General features: G+C 68.4%; 13 protein-coding genes. 3 read left to right on the forward strand and 10 right to left on the reverse strand.

Annotation, left to right across the window (positions count from 1 at the left end):
* Window positions 1–101: 101 nt before the first annotated feature.
* From infC to VFQ64_RS14490, 3 genes are all read right to left on the reverse strand, one after another.
* Window positions 102–605 (reverse strand): translation initiation factor IF-3, encoded by a 504-nt coding sequence (gene infC / locus VFQ64_RS14480; protein WP_325104056.1) that lies wholly within the window; start codon window positions 603–605, stop codon window positions 102–104.
* Between the two features lie 91 nt (window positions 606–696).
* Window positions 697–2,706 carry a threonine--tRNA ligase gene (gene thrS, locus VFQ64_RS14485; RefSeq protein WP_325104057.1) on the reverse strand — a complete coding sequence of 670 codons (2,010 nt, stop codon included), beginning with the start codon at window positions 2,704–2,706 and terminating at the stop codon, window positions 697–699.
* A 294-nt stretch (window positions 2,707–3,000) separates the two neighbouring features.
* Window positions 3,001–3,816, reverse strand: coding sequence for an LD-carboxypeptidase (locus tag VFQ64_RS14490; protein ID WP_325104058.1), 816 nt, complete (start codon window positions 3,814–3,816; stop codon window positions 3,001–3,003).
* Between the two features lie 50 nt (window positions 3,817–3,866).
* Here VFQ64_RS14490 and VFQ64_RS14495 point away from each other — a divergent pair, with 50 nt between their 5' ends.
* Window positions 3,867–5,282, forward strand: coding sequence for a UDP-N-acetylmuramate--L-alanine ligase (locus VFQ64_RS14495; RefSeq protein ID WP_325104059.1), 1,416 nt, complete (start codon window positions 3,867–3,869; stop codon window positions 5,280–5,282).
* A gap of 31 nt (window positions 5,283–5,313) precedes the next feature.
* Complete coding sequence (locus tag VFQ64_RS14500) at window positions 5,314–6,084, forward strand: MipA/OmpV family protein (protein ID WP_325104060.1); 771 nt, start codon at window positions 5,314–5,316, stop codon at window positions 6,082–6,084.
* 123 nt (window positions 6,085–6,207) lie between these two features.
* On the opposite strand, the gene VFQ64_RS14505 is transcribed toward VFQ64_RS14500, so the two are convergent.
* Complete coding sequence (locus VFQ64_RS14505) at window positions 6,208–6,681, reverse strand: SH3 domain-containing protein (protein WP_325104061.1); 474 nt, start codon at window positions 6,679–6,681, stop codon at window positions 6,208–6,210.
* 201 nt (window positions 6,682–6,882) lie between these two features.
* Between VFQ64_RS14505 and VFQ64_RS14510 the strand changes: the two genes are divergently transcribed.
* Entirely contained in the window at window positions 6,883–7,881 is a 999-nt protein-coding gene (locus tag VFQ64_RS14510; protein WP_325104062.1) for a D-glycerate dehydrogenase, read from the forward strand.
* 306 nt (window positions 7,882–8,187) lie between these two features.
* On the opposite strand, the gene VFQ64_RS14515 is transcribed toward VFQ64_RS14510, so the two are convergent.
* The 6 genes from VFQ64_RS14515 to VFQ64_RS14540 all read right to left on the reverse strand — a co-directional run bounded on the left by VFQ64_RS14515 (window position 8,188) and on the right by VFQ64_RS14540 (window position 13,837).
* Window positions 8,188–8,442, reverse strand: coding sequence for a hypothetical protein (locus VFQ64_RS14515; RefSeq protein WP_325104063.1), 255 nt, complete (start codon window positions 8,440–8,442; stop codon window positions 8,188–8,190).
* Between the two features lie 3 nt (window positions 8,443–8,445).
* Entirely contained in the window at window positions 8,446–9,849 is a 1,404-nt protein-coding gene (locus VFQ64_RS14520) for an NAD(P)H-dependent flavin oxidoreductase (protein WP_325104064.1), read from the reverse strand.
* Between the two features lie 69 nt (window positions 9,850–9,918).
* Window positions 9,919–11,055, reverse strand: a complete 1,137-nt coding sequence (locus VFQ64_RS14525) for a glycosyltransferase family 4 protein (protein ID WP_325104065.1) — start codon at window positions 11,053–11,055, stop codon at window positions 9,919–9,921.
* A 43-nt stretch (window positions 11,056–11,098) separates the two neighbouring features.
* Window positions 11,099–11,806, reverse strand: a complete 708-nt coding sequence (locus VFQ64_RS14530; protein WP_325104066.1) for a hypothetical protein — start codon at window positions 11,804–11,806, stop codon at window positions 11,099–11,101.
* A gap of 61 nt (window positions 11,807–11,867) precedes the next feature.
* A complete protein-coding gene (locus tag VFQ64_RS14535; protein ID WP_325104067.1) occupies window positions 11,868–12,983 on the reverse strand; it encodes a glycosidase in 1,116 nt (371 codons plus the stop codon).
* Entirely contained in the window at window positions 12,980–13,837 is an 858-nt protein-coding gene (locus tag VFQ64_RS14540) for an alpha/beta hydrolase (RefSeq protein ID WP_325104068.1), read from the reverse strand. The genes VFQ64_RS14535 and VFQ64_RS14540 overlap by 4 nt, the downstream gene beginning before the upstream one ends.
* Between the last annotated feature and the right edge of the window lie 3 nt (window positions 13,838–13,840).

Here is a 13,840-nt window from a genome sequence, read left to right on the forward strand (position 1 = left end):
TTCATTGCATTTGTGCAACAAATTCGTTGCAGAGTGAAACGGTGTTTCCCGCCTGCCGCTACGGAAAGCTTACGTTCGCGGAAAGCGCCGGCGGCCGCCCTTTATTTGGGCGCGGTCACCATCAGCATCTGCCGGCCTTCCATGCGGGGATGCGCCTCGATCTTGGCGATCTCCGACGTCTGCTCCGCCACCCGGTGCAAAACGGCCATGCCCAGCTGGCCATGCGAAAGCTCGCGGCCACGGAAGCGCATGGTGACCTTCACCTTGTCGCCCTCCTCGATGAACTCGGCGACCTTCTTCATCTTGGTGTCGTAATCGTGGTCGTCGATGTTCGGACGCATCTTGATCTCCTTGATCTCCTGCGTCTTCTGCGACTTGCGCGCGAGGTTCGCCTTTTTCTGCGCCTCGTACTTGAACTTGCCGACGTCCAGATACTTCGCGACCGGCGGGTCGGCGTTGGGCGACACCTCGACCAGGTCGAGGCCCAGCTCCTGCGCGGCGGCCATCGCCTCGCGCGTGTACATCACGCCGAGATTCTCGCCCTCATGGTCGATCACGCGGACCTTGGGACTGACGATCCACTCGTTGAAACGGGGGCCGTTCATCGGCGGCGCCTGATTGGGTCGGCGTATGGCGGGAGGTCGTATAAGTAAGGCTCCTTGGATAAGTCGGACGGCTATATACGCGCTTTGGCGCTCAAGCGGAAGGTCCGGCGCGCGCAAGATCCGGCGGCGTCGCCTCGCCGCGCAACTTGGCGATCGTTTCGCCCAGGCCTGCGATCTCCTGACCCTGGCTGCCCAGCCGGCGGATCGCGACCGTGCCCTCGTCCGCCTCGCGCTTGCCGACCACCAGCAGCACCGGCACCTTGGCGACCGAATGCTCGCGCACCTTGAAGTTGATCTTCTCGTTGCGCAGGTCCGTCTCCACCCGCAGCCCCGCCGCGCGCAGCGCCGCCGCCACCTGTTCGGCATAGCCGTCCGCGTCCGACACGATCGTCGCCACCACCACCTGCACCGGCGCCAGCCACAGCGGGAAGCGCCCGGCATGATGCTCGATCAGGATGCCGATGAATCGCTCGAACGTCCCCAGGATCGCGCGGTGCAGCATTACCGGCCGGTGCCGCTGCCCGTCCTCGCCGACGTAAGCAGCGTCCAGCCGCTCGGGCAGCACCGTGTCGGTCTGGATCGTGCCGACCTGCCACGTCCGCCCGATCGCATCGGTCAGGTGGAACTCCAGCTTGGGCGCATAGAACGCCCCCTCGCCTTGCAGCTCCTCCCAGCCATAGTCCGCCGTGTCCCGCCCCGACGCCTTCACCGCATCGCGTAGCGACTGCTCCGACCAATCCCACATCGCCTCCGAGCCAAAGCGCTTCTCCGGCCGCAGCGCCAGCTTGATCGCATAGCTGTCGAAGCCCAGGTCCTTGTACACCGAATCGAGCAGGTCGCAGAAGGCGCGCACCTCCTCGATCAGCTGGTCCTCGCGGACGAAGATGTGGGCGTCGTCCTGCGTGAACTGGCGCACCCGCATGATCCCGTGCAGCGCCCCGTGCGGCTCGTTCCGGTGGCAGCAGCCGAACTCCGCCATGCGGATCGGCAGGTCGCGATAGCTTTTGATCCCCTGGCGAAAGATCAGGACGTGCGCCGGGCAGTTCATCGGCTTCAGCGCCATCAGGTCGGCGTCGCCCGACAGGATCGCGCCCTCGTCCTCGGCGTTCGGAATCTCGTCGGGCACCACGAACATGTTCTCGCGATACTTGCCCCAATGCCCGGACTGCTCCCACTGGCGCGCGTCCATCAGCTGCGGCGTCTTGACCTCGGCATAGCCCGCCGCGTCCAGCCGCCGGCGCATATACGCTTCCAGCTGCCGCCACAGGATGAAGCCCTTGGGGTGCCAGAACACGGACCCCTGCGCCTCCGACTGGAGGTGGAACAGGTCCATTTCCTGCCCGATCTTGCGATGGTCGCGCTTGGCCGCCTCCGCCAGCCGCATGAGGTGCTGGTCGAGCTGCTTCTTGTTGAGCCAGCCCGTGCCATAGATGCGGCTCAGCATCGCGTTCTTCTGGTCGCCGCGCCAATAGGCCCCCGACACCCGCGTCAGCTTGAACGCCTGCGGATCGAGCCGCCCGGTCGACGGCATGTGCGGCCCCCGGCACATGTCGAGCCAGGCGCCTTGCCGATAGATCGTCAGTTCCTCGGCGTCGGGAAGCTCCGCCGCCCACTCCGCCTTGAAGCGTTCGCCCTGCCTCTGCCACGTCTCGATCAGCTGCTCGCGGCTCCAGACCTCGCGCACGAACGGCTCGTTGCGCGCGATGATGCGCCGCATCTCCGCCTCGATCGCGGGTAGGTCTTCCTCGGTGAACGGCCGCTCCTTTGGCGCGAAGTCATAGTAGAATCCGTCCGCCGTCGAGGGACCGAAGGTGATCTGCGTCCCCGGAAACAGATGCTGCACCGCCTCCGCCATGACATGGGCATAGTCATGCCGCGCCAGCTCCAGCGCATCCGCCTCGTCGCGCGCCGTCACCAGCGCGAGGGCGGCGTCGCCCTCGAACGGCCGTGACAGGTCGCGCAGATCGCCGTCCACTCGCGCGGCAATCGCCGCCTTGGCGAGCCCCGGCCCGATCGCGGCGGCGATATCCGCCGGCGTGCTGCCCGGCGGCACCTCGCGCACCGAACCGTCCGGGAGCGAAATCTTGAACATGGCGGACATGGGAAGCTTTCGTGCTGGCGAGCGCAAGCCCGCCTAGAATGTCGGGGATGATGGACGCAAGCACGCAGGCCCGGTCGACACCGGGCGGCGGCTCAGCGGCTAGTTCGCGTGGGGAGGCGGAACGAGGTCATCGCTGAACACGATACGCCGAAAGCAGTGATCAAGCCACCCTCCTCCACACCGTCATGCTGAACTCGTTTCAGCATCCATGCGCGACGCCCTGAACTTCAGGCCGCGCTGCTTGTGAGAAGCTTCGCGCATGGACCCTGAAACGAGTTCAGGGTGACGAAGAGCTCACGCAATCCCGAACGGCACCACCCGGTTCGACTGCGTATGCCCGATCTCCGCCCGCCCCAGATACGGCACCCCCATCTCGCCGCACCACCGCCTGACCATCGCGTCCGGCTCCTCGCCCCAGGGCGGGTCGTTGGGCACCACGTCGGTCAGCGCGCCCATGCGGATGCCGGCGATCCCCTTCAGCTGCGGCGCGTTCGCCAGCTGCCACAGCATCCGGTCGAACCGGTACATCGGTTCGCCGACATCCTCGATCAGCAGCACATGGTCGGCGAGGTCGGGCAGCCAGGGCGTGCCGATCATCGCGGTCAGGATCGACAGGTTGAACGCCGCTGCGGGCCGTCCATCCAGTCCCGGCTCCAGCCCGACCCGCTCGCGTCGCGCCATCCAGCCGAGCGACCGCGCCACCGTCTGGTCGCCGTCCCGCCGCCGCACGTCGCTCGCCATCGGCCCATGCACCGGCCGCCCGATCCGCCGCGCATACAGCGCGCCGAGCAGGAAGCCGACGTCCGAATAGCCTAGATACGTCTTGTTGCGCGCCGCCGCGCCCAGCCGCGGCATCACCCGCGCGAGCAGCCGGTTCGACCCGTAACCGCCGCGCAGGAACCAGATCGCGTCGATGCCGGGATCGTTGGCGAACTCCAGGAACGCGTCCGCCCGCATTTCGTCCGTGCCGGCGAAATGGCCTGCCTTGGCGCTGACCTGCGGGTGGAACTGCAGGTCCACCTCCGGATAGGCCACCGCCGCAAAGGCGCTGACCGGCGCGATCGCATCGGCGCTGGCGATCGAGGAGGCGGCGAGCACGCCGATCTTCATGAACTGTCCCCGCTTGCCCCGATCACGCCATCCGCCGATAGCGCGGCCCCATGGTGAACGGCAAACGCTACTTCTTCGTCGGGATAGGCGGCTCGGGCATGATGCCGCTGGCGATGATCCTCGCCGGTCGCGGTGCGCGCGTGGAGGGCTCTGACCGCTCGCTCGATGCCGGCCGCGTCGCGGCCAAGTTCGACGCGCTGCGGGCATTGGGCATCGGCCTCCACCCGCAGGACGGCAGCGGCGTCACCTCTCCCGACCAGATCGTCGTCGCGTCGGCTGCGGTCGAGGAGACGGTCTTGGACATCGCCGCCGCCGCCGCGCTTGGCTGCGCCCGAATGACGCGCGCGGAGCTCAATGCCGAATTGTTCAACGCCGCAACCGTCTCGATCGGCGTCGCGGGCACCAGCGGGAAATCGACCGTCACCGGCATGATTGGGTGGGTCCTGCATAGCTTGGGCCACCGCCCGACGGTGATGAACGGCGCGGTGATGACCAACTTCGTCTCGCCGGACCGTCCCTTCGCCAGCGCGCTCGTGGGCGAGGGCGCGTATTACGTCAGCGAGGTGGACGAGAGCGACGGCTCCATCGCACTCTACCGGCCTAGCGTGGCGGTACTCAACAACGTCAGCCGCGATCACAAGGAGCTGGACGAGCTGCGCGTCCTGTTCGGCGGCTTTGTCGAGCGCGCGGTCAAGGTCGTTGTCAACGTTGCCGATCCGGAGGCCACCACGCTAGCCGCGCGCAGGAGCGATGTAGTGACGGTAGCGGTCGAGGCAGGTGCCGACCTCACCGCGCGCAACCTGCGACCGGAACCGTTCGCCATCGGCTTTGACCTCGTGGCCGACGAGGGGACGCTTTTCGTAGAACCTCTTGCGCCCTCACTGCCTGTCCGTTTGCGCGTGCCGGGTGCGCACAATGTCGCCAACGCGCTGACTGCACTTGCGGCCTGCGTCGCAGTGGGCGTGCCGCTGGTCGAGGCAGCCGGAGCGATCGAGGGCTTCACCGGCCTCTCCCGCCGCTTCGAGTTGATCGGGGAGGCGAACGGCGTCGCGATAATCGACGATTTCGGCCACAACCCCGACAAGATCGCGGCCACGCTCGCCACGCTCCGCACCTTCCCCGGCCGCCTGCTCCTCCTGTTCCAGCCGCACGGCTACGGCCCGTTGCGCCAGCTCCGCGACGAGCTGGCCGAGGCGTTCGCCGACGGCACGGTCGCAGACGACCTGCTGGTCCTCCCCGACCCCGCTTATTTCGGCGGCACCGTCGCACGCGAGGTCGGCAGCAGCGATCTGGCCGCCGACATCAGGGCACTCGGCCGCGACGCGCGCCACATCGTCGACCGCGACGCCGCCGCCGCGCTGCTGGTCGCGCAAGCCAAAGCCGGCGACCGCATCATCGTCATGGGCGCCCGCGACGACACGCTCGGCCAGCTCGCCCGCCGCATGCTGGAGCAGCTCCGCCGGTAGCCGCCGCCCGCGATTGCTGTATGCTTCGCGCATGGTCCTCCGCCCCCTCGCCCTCGCGCTCGTCGCCCTCGCCACCCCTGCGCAGGCACAGGAGGACGAACGCCCCCGCCGCACCCGCGTGGCGCTGGGGCCGCAGCTCGTCCCCAGCTACCCCGGCGCCGACGGCCACAGCCTGCGCCCGCTGTTCGACCTCTCCCGCGCGCGCGGCGACGACGATTTCGCGTTCGAGGCACCCGACGAGAGCTTCGGCTTCCCGCTGCTGCGCGCCGACCGCTTCCAATTCGGCCCCTCGCTCGGCTTCGAGGGTGAGCGTTCGGCGAAGGACGTCGGCGTCGCGGTGCCCAAGGTTGGCTTCACCGTCGAGGCCGGCGGCTTCGTCCAGTACCTGCTCACCCCCGCCCTGCGTCTGCGCGGCGAGCTCCGCCACGGGATCGGCGGGCACAAGGGTCTGGTCGGCACCGTCGGCGCCGACCTCGTCACGCGTGACCGCGACCGGTGGCTGTTCTCGATCGGTCCGCGCGTGACGCTGGCAAACGACCGTTATCATCGCGCCTATTTCGGCATCACCCCCGCCGCTGCCGCCGCCACCGGCCTGCCCGCGTTCGACGCGAAGGGGGGCGTCCAGGCGGTCGGCCTCACCGCCGGCGCATTGCGTCAGCTCACCCAGCGTTGGGGCCTATACGGCTACGCCAAATACGACCGCCTCGTCGGCGACTCGGCCCGCTCCCCCCTCGTCCGCCGCTTCGGCGCCCGCGACCAGCTCTCCGGCGGCCTGGCCCTGAGTTATACCTTCGGACGCTAAAGTGTAGTTGGGTATCTAAGAGACCCTCCCCGGCGGAAGCCGGGGCCCAGTCGGCCGCGCCGCGGACTAGGCCCCGGCGTCCGCCGGGGAAGGCGGATTCAGCGACGTAAGATCAACCCAATGCTACGGCAAACTCTCCCCCGCCTCCACGCCCCACAGCGAGCCCAGCTCCACGAACCCCGCCCGCCCCTTCACGTCCAGCTTGCACCAGCCGTTGCCGCAGCCGCTGATCTGCCCGACCACGCCGGGCGCCGCGCGCCACAGCACCCGCGCGCCCGCTTCCGGCCGCTCCAGCATCGCCACCGGCGCCGTGCCGCGCACCAAGCCGGTCCGCGTCGCGCTCAGCAGGTTGCCCTGCATCCACCCTTGCGTGCCATCGGGGTCCTCGACCTTGCGCCATTCCTTGAACACCTGAACGACCCGCACCGGCAGGTCGGCGCGTCGGTACAGCCAGCTCGCCGGATAGGTGCGCGCGGGCCCCGTCCGCATGCGCGCCTGCCCTGCCCGGATCGAGGCCCAATAAGGCGGCTTCTGCGCCTCCTGCGCGACGGCCGCCGTTGGGATCAGCAGAGCGAGTGCGGCAAGGGTAAATCGCATGAACATCTCCTTTACCGGCTTTGCCCCGTGCCGCTCACGCCTTCAAGCACCCTGAGAAAACCGCTGTCCTACAAGCCCGGCCGCCGTCACAAGGAACAGGTCAGAAGAGCTTACCTGAAATAGGACGCATTCAACCCTCAACTTCCCCTCAACTTCCGCGCCCCGTTGACGCCCGCCCTACACCCCGCCAAGCCGTTGCGCATGCCCGATCCGCGCCGCTGCCCCCATCCCAAGGTGGTCGTCACCCGCGAGCTTCCCGATGCGGTGATGGACCGGCTGGAGGCGCTGTTCGACACCACCAACAATCGCGGCGACGCCGCCCTCAGCCGCGAACAGCTCGTCGCCGCGGTTGCGGACTGCGATGTGCTGGTCCCGACCGTCACCGACGCGGTGGACGCGGAACTCATCGCCGCCGCCGGTCCTCGGCTGAAGCTGATCGCCAATTTCGGCGCGGGCGTGAACCATATCGACCTGCGCGCCGCCCGTGCGCGCGGCATCCCCGTCACCAACACGCCCGGCGTGCTGACGGAGGACACCGCCGACATGGCGATGGCGCTCATCATCTCGGTACCCCGCCGCCTGGCCGAGGGCGAGAAGCTGGTGCGGTCAGGCGAGTGGAAGGGCTGGAGCCCGGGCGGCATGCTCGGCCACCGCATCGGCGGCAAGGCGCTCGGCATCGTCGGCATGGGCCGGATCGGCCAGGCGGTGGCACTCAGGGCCCGCGCCTTCGGCCTGTCGATCCACTATCATAACCGCCACCGCCTGCCCGCTGTGCTGGAGGCGCAGCTCGCCGCCACTTGGCATGCCGGTCTAGACGCGATGCTGGCGGCGGTGGACATCCTGACGCTGCACACCCCGCGCAACCCGGACAGCGAGAACCTGCTCGATGCCCGCCGCCTGGCGCTGCTGCGACCCCACGTCTACCTCATCAACACCAGCCGCGGCGGCATCGTCGACGAGGACGCGCTGGTCGAAGCACTGCAAGCCGGGCGCCTCGCCGGCGCCGGCCTCGACGTCTGGAAGCACGAGCCCCGGATCGACCCGCGCCTGCTGGCCCTCCCCAATGTGGTCATGACCCCGCACATGGGCTCCGCCACCTACGAAGGCCGCCTCGCGACCGGCGAGCGCGTCATCCAGAACATCCGCATGTGGGCCGACGGCCACCGCCCCCCGGATCAGGTGCTGGAGGGTTGGGCGTGATCAGTCGATAGCCGAGTCGAACCACGCGCGCTGGTCCATACGTTCGTGCAGCACGGCCACGACCGCCACAACCTCTCCAATGACACGCCAATAATCGAAGTGCCGGGCAACTTTATATCTGAAGCCGGTCGCTCCGACCGCGTCCGGCACGGCACGCCATACCACCTCCTTGGCCGCGATGCGGTAAAATGCTGCTTTGAGTGTATTGCCCGTAGCTGAGGGCGGCGTCCAAACCCCAGCGCTCCGCGCCGTAATCGAAGACGGCCTCGAGTTGCGCCTCCGCACGAGGCGAGATCACGAGCCGCATCAACTGTGTCGCCGACGCATCCGCTCAATAAACGCTTCAGGATCAAACGGCCTCATGTCTTCATCTGGAACGGCAAAGGCCGCGCGAAGCTCTGCGATCACTGCGGGGTCGCGGTGGAACGCATCGTCCGCATCGCGTTGGATGAGTTCATTCACATACTCGTCGACGTCGCGAAAGCGCGCGAGGTCGCCTGTGACTGCAGACACCCGCTCACTTTCGGCGTCACCGAGCTTGATCGTTACTTCATACCCCATCCCTCAATCCCCCGTCAGGATTCGGTCCACCAGCTGTTTGACCGTCGGCACGAAACCGTTCGAATAGAATGGGTCGCGCTTGAAGTTACAGGCCGCGTGGCCGGCGAACATCAGATTCTGCTCGATATCGCCGCCATGCGCGATGTCCTGCAGCGTCTTCTGGATGCAGAAGGAGCGCGGGTCCGCCAGCCGTCCGGTCGAGTTGGTCTCGGTATCCGCCCAGCTCGAAAACAGGCATTGCGACAGGCAGCCCATGCAGTCGGCCTGGTCCTTCCTGATCTCCGCCTTCTCCAGCGGTGTCACGAACACCAGCGTGTTGTCCGGCGTCTTCAGCGCGTCGGTGAAGCCATGCCCGAACCATTCGCGCGCGCGCAGCAGGTCATTGCGCGTCACCCAGAAGTTCTTGCCCTTCACGCCGACATCGAGCTGGAAGACGTGATCGCCCGCTTCCTGAGTCGAGAACGCGATCTGGCGCTCGGACCGCGCCTCCAACGCGCGCAGGAATGGGTTGCGCACCGCCGACGAATAGAAGCCGGTGGGCGAGAAGCGATGCAGCAGCACCTCGCCCTCCTCGATCCGGGTCAGATGGTCCTTCCAATCCTGCGGGATCGGACTTTCCCGCGTCAGCAGCGGCCGGGTGCCGTACTGAAAGGCGATCTGGCCCAGTTCCGGATTGTCGACCCAATTGTCCCAATCGCGCAGGTACCAGACGCCGCCCGCCATCACGATCGGAGTGCTGTCGGGAATGCCACCCGCCCGCATCGTGTCGCGCAGCGCCTTGACGCGGGGATAGGGATCCTGCGGCTTGAGCGGGTCTTCGGCATTGGACAGGCCGTTGTGCCCGCCCGCCAGCCACGGGTCCTCGTACACCACCGCCGCCAGCCACTCCGCCGCCTTGGAATAGGCCCGCTTCCACAGCGCGGAAAAGGCGCGCGCGGAGCTGATGATCGGGAGATAGCTGACATTGTACGAAGCCGCGATCTCGCTCAGCTTGTACGGCATTCCCGCCCCGCAGGTGACGCCCGAGACCAGCCCGCGCGTCCGCTCCAGCACCCCGTGCAGCACGCGCGGCGCGCCGCCCATCTCCCACAGCACGTTGATGTTGATCGCGCCCTTGCCGCCGGCGATATCCCACGCCCGCTCAACCTGCTGGACTGCGCCCTCGATCGCGTACTCGACCAGTTCCTCGTGCCGCTCGCGCCGGGTCAGCGCGCGATAGACCTGCGGGATGATCTTGCCGTCGGGATCATAGCTGTCGGCGTTGACCGCCGACACCGTGCCGATCCCGCCCGCCGCCGCCCAGGCGCCGGCCGACGCGTGGTTGGTGGCGGCGACGCCCTTGCCCCCCTCAACCAGCGGCCAGACTTCACGGCCGGCATAGGTGATGGGCGTCAGGCCTTTGAACACGAAGTCACCTTTCTAGTGGAACGACGCGCTTTATAGCGAAAGGTTGCAGCCAAGCGATACAAACATGGATCAGCCGCTCAGCGCCCCCGGCCTGCCCAACGCGCCCTCATAAAGGTCGCGATAGCGCCTAATCATCAGCGCCTCGTCATACTCGGCGCGCGCACGGCGCTGATTGGCGTCGCCGATATAGCTCCGCAGCTCTGGTTCGCTGACCAGCGTGTGCAGCGCGTCGCGCAGGAACACCTCGTTGTGCGCGGGGATGATGTAGGGCCGGTTCTCCGCCGCCACCATCGCCATCACGTCGCCGACTGCGGGCGCCGCGATCGGCACGCCCGCCGCCATCGCCTCGACGACCGAGATCGGGAACTGCTCGGACAAGGACGACAGCGCCAGCACGTCGAACAATCCGACATACCGATGCGGGCTAGGCAGGAAGCCGGGCATCAGCAGCCGGTCCGACAGCCCCATCGCCGCCGCCGCGCCCTCGATCCGCGCGCGCTCCGGCCCCTCGCCGACGATCACCAGCCGCACCTTGCCCGCCAGTCCACCGACCGCGCGCACCAGCATAGGCAAGTCCTTGACCGCGCGCAGTCCGGCCAGCGCGCCGATCACCACCTCGTCGTCCCTGCGCTTCAACCCCGGGATCGCGCCCTGCTGCGGCTTGGCGTAGGCCATGGTCGGAATGCCGTTGACGATCCTGTGGACGCGCCCGCGCGGCTGCTTCCACGGACCCAGCGCGATCCGCTCCAGCGTCTCGGACGGCACCACCAGCGCGTGCGCGGCCGGCAGCGCGACGCGGCGATAGATGTTGCGCTGCGGCTTCAACCCGTCCGCCTCGTCCGCGTTGAACCCGTCCTCGTGATGCACCACCGGCGGCGCGCCCTTGGCAAAGGTACGCCGCGCCATCACCCCGTCGATCCCGCCCCAATTATAGGTCAGCACCAGATCGAAGCGGCGCGTGAACCGCGCGATCGCCTCATAGCGGCTCACCGACGGCCTGCCCGTCAGCGGCGGCGGATCCTGCGCGATCTCATAAGCGATGCCCTTGGGGATCGCGTCGCGCGCGCCGAGCGCGTCGGGTACGCCCGACACGATCGTGTGCCGCGCCCGGTCTCCCCAGGCGGTCATCAACCGCACCGCGCGCGCCTCCTTGCCACCGAGATCGAAGGAGGAATGCAAATGGAGGATACGGACGGGCGCGGGCATGGCGGCGACCTAGCGCGCGCGCCGCGCTTCGTCACCCATCCGCTCAGGAGCCGTAGATGCCGCCCAGCAGGCCCACCGCCATCACCGGAATGGTGCCGACCAGGACACCGATCTGGATGAGGATGAGCAGGATGATGGAGCGGCCGACCGCCTGCGGCCGGCTGTGCCACCACCGCCCCCGCCCCATCCGCACAAACGCCACGACCAGGAGTGCGTACATGGCGAGCGCCGAGACCAGGCCGAACTGATCGAGGTACGGCAGCGGGCCGAGCGCCAGCACGGGGACCGTCCACGCGCACATAAGCGCGAAGGTCGCGCGGAACGCGACGCGCCAGCCCGTCTCACCCCACCGCTTGATCGCGGGCGCCAGAGCCAGCGCGTAGAAGAGCGCCAGGATCGGCGTGATGGTAAAGGTGAGCCACCCGTCCGCGTCGTTGACGAACGCTTCCCGCGATTTGCCCGCGACCGCGATCGCCCTGTCCAGCAGCTGGGGCGGGGTCTGCTCGATCATCCGCTTGGTGCCGCCGACCAGGAACAGAAAGAACATCAGCACGCCGCACAGTGCCAGGTAGAAGCGGAACGGTCGCGCATAGCGCCCTCCCCCAGTCGCCCCGCCTGCCTCATAGGCATCCAGCACCGCGCGCGGCCGCAACAGCAGATCGCGCGCCGTGTGCCACTCGACTCCACCAAAGCCGGTGGTGTCCTCCGCCAGCTCGCCCAAGCTGGCGCGCTTCGCCTCTGCGTCCGCCATCGAGACCCCCTTCCCGCTTCGGACGGACGCTAGGTCGGCCATGCGCCGGCGTCCAGCCGGTTCAGCCGATCCGATCCTTGGGCAAATGCGTGATCCGGCACGCCAAATCCGCCTCGCCACTGGACACGATCCAGTGGTCGCCGCCGTCGACCAGCCCCGTCGTGAACACCACGTCGCTGACGTACATCCGCTCCTTCAGCGGCTCGGTCAGCGCCGGGTTCGGCTCGATCAGCGGCGGGTGGCCGGTCCGCACCGTCAGGCTCGGGTCGTCGCGGTCGAGCAGCGTCCAATAGGTGCGATAGACGCCGACCGCCCCCGACGGCTCCACCCCATGCCACAGCGACAGCCAGCCCTCATCGGTCAGCACCGGCGGCGCGCCGCCACCCATCCGCGCGGTGGAGACGGTGGCGGCATGGGGGCGGATGCCGGGCGCGTCGTGCGGCTTCCAGTGCAGCGCGTCGGGCGAGCGCGCGAGGTTGATCGACGGCCCGGCGCGCCATTCCGAACCGGGCGGATAGGCGAAATAGGCATCGCCCAGCGGCCGCGTCTGCGCCCAATACTCGCCCCCGATCAGCCCTTCGAAGATCAGCATGTCCTTGTTCTGATGATCGAGGACGATCCCCTCCAGCCGCCAGTCGAGCGCGTCATCGCTGGTGTAAAGCGTGGTGCATTGCCGCTCGGGGCTGACCGAGCAGGTCGTCATCAGCCAGCGGTCCCCGACCCGGCTGATCCTGGGATCTTCCACCCCATAGCATTGGTACGACGCCGCCGGCGCGATTGCCCGACCATAGTGCACCGCCTCCACCCGCCGTCCGTCCGGCGACAGCTCCACCGGCAGCAGCCAGGACAGGCTGGTCAGCGCCATCACCTTCCACCCACCGCCGCGCATCGCGAAGGCGCGCGGATCGGCGGTATCGACCAGCTGCAGCGGCCACGCATCGAGGTGATAGCCGTCCTCCGCCCAGCGGATCGAATGGACATGCCCGTCGCGCTTGGGGTGCGTCAGCGCCTCCGCGACGCGGACCATCATCAGCAGGTTGCCGTTCGGCAGCCGGGTCAGCCCTGGGTTGAAGGCGCCGAGCACATGCGTCTCCGCGTCCAGCTTCCCCGCCAGCGGCGAACGCGAAAGGTCGACATCGTCCGGGCCGAACACCAGCTGGTCGAACGGAAAGCTCACGCCAGCCGTGCCAGCAGCCGCGCGATCCCCGCCACCGCCTCCGCCTCGTTCAGCGTCGGCGCATGGCCGACGCGGGGCACGGTCACCAGCTCCGCCGCCTGCAGGCCCGCCACCATCTGCGCCGCCGTTGCCGCCGACAGCACGTCCGACCGCTCGCCGCGCACGATCAGTACCGGCGTGTCGCGCAGCGCGTCGAGCGCCGGCCACAGGTCGGCCGGCGCCTCTCCCCCCGGCTGCCGGAACGGCTCGGCGATGCGCAAGTCATAATCGAGCACGATCTTGCCATGGTCGGTCAGCCGGTACAGCCGCTTGGCCATCTGGAGCCACTCGTCGAGCGTCCAGTCCGGATAGACGTCGCGATTGCCCTCCTGCACCGCGCGTGCCGCGTGCAGCCAGGTCGGGTGGCTCGAGCCGCGCCCGACATAGCCCCTGATCCGCTGCAGCCCCGCCGCCTCGATCGTCGGGCCAATATCGTTGAGCACCGCGCCCGCCAGCCGCCCTGGCTCGGCCGCCGCGATCATCATTGCCACGATGCCGCCGAGCGACGTGCCCACCGCCACGAAGCGGCCGATGCCGAGCTCGTGCATGACGCCGCGGACATCCTCCGCATAGGTCGCCGGCGTATAGCTCGCCCAGTCGTCGGCCCGTCCGCTCTCGCCCCGCCCGCGCAGGTCGATCGCCAGCACGCGCCAGGCGCCGGCAAGACACTCCGCCAGCATCGCATAGTCACGCGCGTTGCGCGTCAGCCCCGGCAGGCACACGACCGGCGGACGGCCCGGGTCGCCCGGATAATCGCGCAAGTGCAGCCGCACACCGTCGACGGCCAGCACGAACCGGTCTTCATACCCTGCCATGCT

The sequence above is a fragment of the Sphingomonas sp. genome (assembly GCF_035714405.1).
In the GTDB taxonomy this organism is placed as follows: domain Bacteria; phylum Pseudomonadota; class Alphaproteobacteria; order Sphingomonadales; family Sphingomonadaceae; genus Sphingomonas.

Excerpts from the sequence above, each read along its gene's own strand:
- VFQ64_RS14530 (WP_325104066.1), bottom strand. The coding sequence starts at position 11,806 with ATGGCGGACGCAGAGGCGAAGCGCGCCAGCTTGGGCGAGCTGGCGGAG.
- VFQ64_RS14495 (WP_325104059.1), top strand. The coding sequence starts at position 3,867 with ATGGTGAACGGCAAACGCTACTTCTTCGTCGGGATAGGCGGCTCGGGC.
- VFQ64_RS14490 (WP_325104058.1), bottom strand. The coding sequence starts at position 3,816 with ATGAAGATCGGCGTGCTCGCCGCCTCCTCGATCGCCAGCGCCGATGCG.
- VFQ64_RS14500 (WP_325104060.1), top strand. The coding sequence starts at position 5,314 with ATGGTCCTCCGCCCCCTCGCCCTCGCGCTCGTCGCCCTCGCCACCCCT.
- infC (WP_325104056.1), bottom strand. The coding sequence starts at position 605 with ATGAACGGCCCCCGTTTCAACGAGTGGATCGTCAGTCCCAAGGTCCGC.
- VFQ64_RS14525 (WP_325104065.1), bottom strand. The coding sequence starts at position 11,055 with ATGCCCGCGCCCGTCCGTATCCTCCATTTGCATTCCTCCTTCGATCTC.
- thrS (WP_325104057.1), bottom strand. The coding sequence starts at position 2,706 with ATGTCCGCCATGTTCAAGATTTCGCTCCCGGACGGTTCGGTGCGCGAG.
- VFQ64_RS14510 (WP_325104062.1), top strand. The coding sequence starts at position 6,883 with ATGCCCGATCCGCGCCGCTGCCCCCATCCCAAGGTGGTCGTCACCCGC.
- VFQ64_RS14515 (WP_325104063.1), bottom strand. The coding sequence starts at position 8,442 with ATGGGGTATGAAGTAACGATCAAGCTCGGTGACGCCGAAAGTGAGCGG.
- VFQ64_RS14505 (WP_325104061.1), bottom strand. The coding sequence starts at position 6,681 with ATGCGATTTACCCTTGCCGCACTCGCTCTGCTGATCCCAACGGCGGCC.
- VFQ64_RS14540 (WP_325104068.1), bottom strand. The coding sequence starts at position 13,837 with ATGGCAGGGTATGAAGACCGGTTCGTGCTGGCCGTCGACGGTGTGCGG.